Annotated in this window: 3 protein-coding genes; all 3 read right to left on the reverse strand. The window is 73.4% G+C overall.

Features of this window, described 5'->3' with window-relative positions; genetic code table 11:
• Positions 1–74 precede the first annotated feature (74 nt).
• Complete coding sequence (locus L7D48_RS28475; RefSeq protein WP_237883937.1) at positions 75–863, reverse strand: DUF3710 domain-containing protein; 789 nt, start codon at positions 861–863, stop codon at positions 75–77.
• A 1-nt stretch (position 864) separates the two neighbouring features.
• Entirely contained in the window at positions 865–1,425 is a 561-nt protein-coding gene (dut, locus tag L7D48_RS28480) for a dUTP diphosphatase (protein ID WP_237883939.1), read from the reverse strand.
• On the reverse strand, positions 1,422–1,939 hold a 518-nt coding region (locus L7D48_RS28485), incomplete at its 5' end, for a PaaI family thioesterase (protein ID WP_237883941.1). The genes L7D48_RS28485 and dut, both read right to left, overlap by 4 nt.

The raw sequence follows: 1,939 nt of genomic DNA on the forward strand, positions 1-1,939 counted from the left end.
GTGCGGGCGGGGGCGGCGGGGCTCCCCCGACGGCGCCCCGCGCACCGCTTCCGCGCGCCGCTTCCGCGCGCCGCTCAGCGGACCTCGGTGATCTCCGGGCCGCGCTGGAGCTTGTCGATGCCGCCGGCGAAGCGGGAGCCCTCCTGGGCCTGCTCCTGCTGGACGCCGTCGGGCACCATCTGCGCGTCGTCGGGGAGCTTGAGGACGATCGGGTCGCGGGGCGCCATCGGGGAGTCCCCGCGCACCACGACCGTGTCGCGGAAGATCTGCTCCAGCAGCCCGGCGGCCTGCGGCTGCACCGCGCCCTGGCCGGAGATGACACCGCGCAGGAACCAGCGGGGGCCGTCCACGCCGACGAAGCGCACGACCTGCATGCCGCTGTTGCCGTCGGGCAGCCTGACCGGCACCTGCGCGCGCAGTTCCCAGCCCAGGGGGCCCTCGACCTCGTCGATGATCCCGCCCTTCTGGGTGATGCCCGAGGCGATCTCCTCGCGCACCTCGTCCCAGATGCCCTCGCGCTTGGGGGCGGCGAACGCCTGGAGCTGGACGGCGCTGTCCTTGAGCACGATCGTCGCGGCGACGATGGCGTCACCGGCGACCTCCACCCGCAGCTCCATGCCCGGTACTCCGGGCACGAACATGCCGCCCAGGTCGACCCGGCCCTCGCCCGGGGCGTGCAGTTCGCTCACGTCCCAGGGGCCGTCCGGCCGGGGGGCCGGGGGAAGCTTGACCCGGGTCTGCTCGCCATCGGTGCCGTCGGCGGACCCGTCCGACGCGTCGGTGCCCTCGTCGGATCGTTCCGTCTCGAACTCGTCCGAGGCGCCCTCGGGCCCTACCTGCTTCTTGCGACGACGTCCGAACACGTCACTGTCCCTTCAGGTCGGCAGCCTCGTCGGCCGCGACCGCAGCGTAATGGTTGTGCTGTGCAGCGTGGTCCTGTGCGGTGCCGTCCTGTGCGGCGTGGCCGCCCGTGGAGCCGAAGCCCCCCGCCGCTCGCGCCGATCCCGGCAGTTCCTCCACCTCGTGGAAGCGCACCTTCTCGACTTGCTGGACGACGAGCTGGGCGATGCGGTCGAAGCGCTCGAACCGCACACTCTCGCGCGGATCCAGGTTGGCCACGATCACCCTGATCTCCCCACGGTACCCGGCGTCGACGGTTCCGGGGGCATTCACGAGGCAGACCCCGCAGCGGGCCGCCAGACCGGAGCGCGGATGCACGAAGGCGGCGTACCCGTCGGGCAGTGCGATGGAAACCCCCGTGGGCAGAACAGCCCTCTCCCCGGGGGCCAGTTCGGCCGCCTCGGTGGTGACCAGATCGCAGCCCGCGTCGCCGGGGTGGGCGTAGGCGGGCAGCGGCACCTCGGGGTCGAGGCGGCGGATCAGCACCTCGACGGGCTCGCGCCCGGGCAGGCCGGCGCCGCTCACGGGTTCACCTCGAAGGCTCGGGCCCGGCGGACGGTGTCGGGGTCGGCCATCGCGGCCTCGATCTCGTCCTTGCGGCCGTGGTCGACGAAGTGCTCGACCTTGACCTCGATGAAGAGGGCGTCGGCGCGCACCGCGAGGGGACCGTCGGGGCCGCCGATGTGTCCGGTGGCGGTGCAGTAGATCTTGCGTCCGTGCCGGGCGGTCACCCGCGCCGTGAGGTGCAGCACGGAGTCAACGGGGACGGGCCGCAGGAAGTCGGTCTCCAGGCGCCCGGTGACCGAGATGGTGTGCATCAGCCAGTTCAGGGAGCCCAGGATCTCGTCCATGGCGGTGGACAGCAGTCCGCCGTGGGCGAGGCCGGGGGCGCCCTGGTGCTCGGGGCGGACGGTGAACTCGGCGGTGACGCTGACCCCCTCGCCCGCCCGGGCGTCGATGTGCAGTCCGTGGGGCTGCTCGGCGCCGCAGCCGAAGCACTGCGCGTAGTGGGCTCCCAGCGGCTCTCCGGGGGCGGGGG

The organism is Streptomyces sp. ICN903, assembly GCF_022015835.1.
Lineage (GTDB): Bacteria > Actinomycetota > Actinomycetes > Streptomycetales > Streptomycetaceae > Streptomyces > Streptomyces fenghuangensis.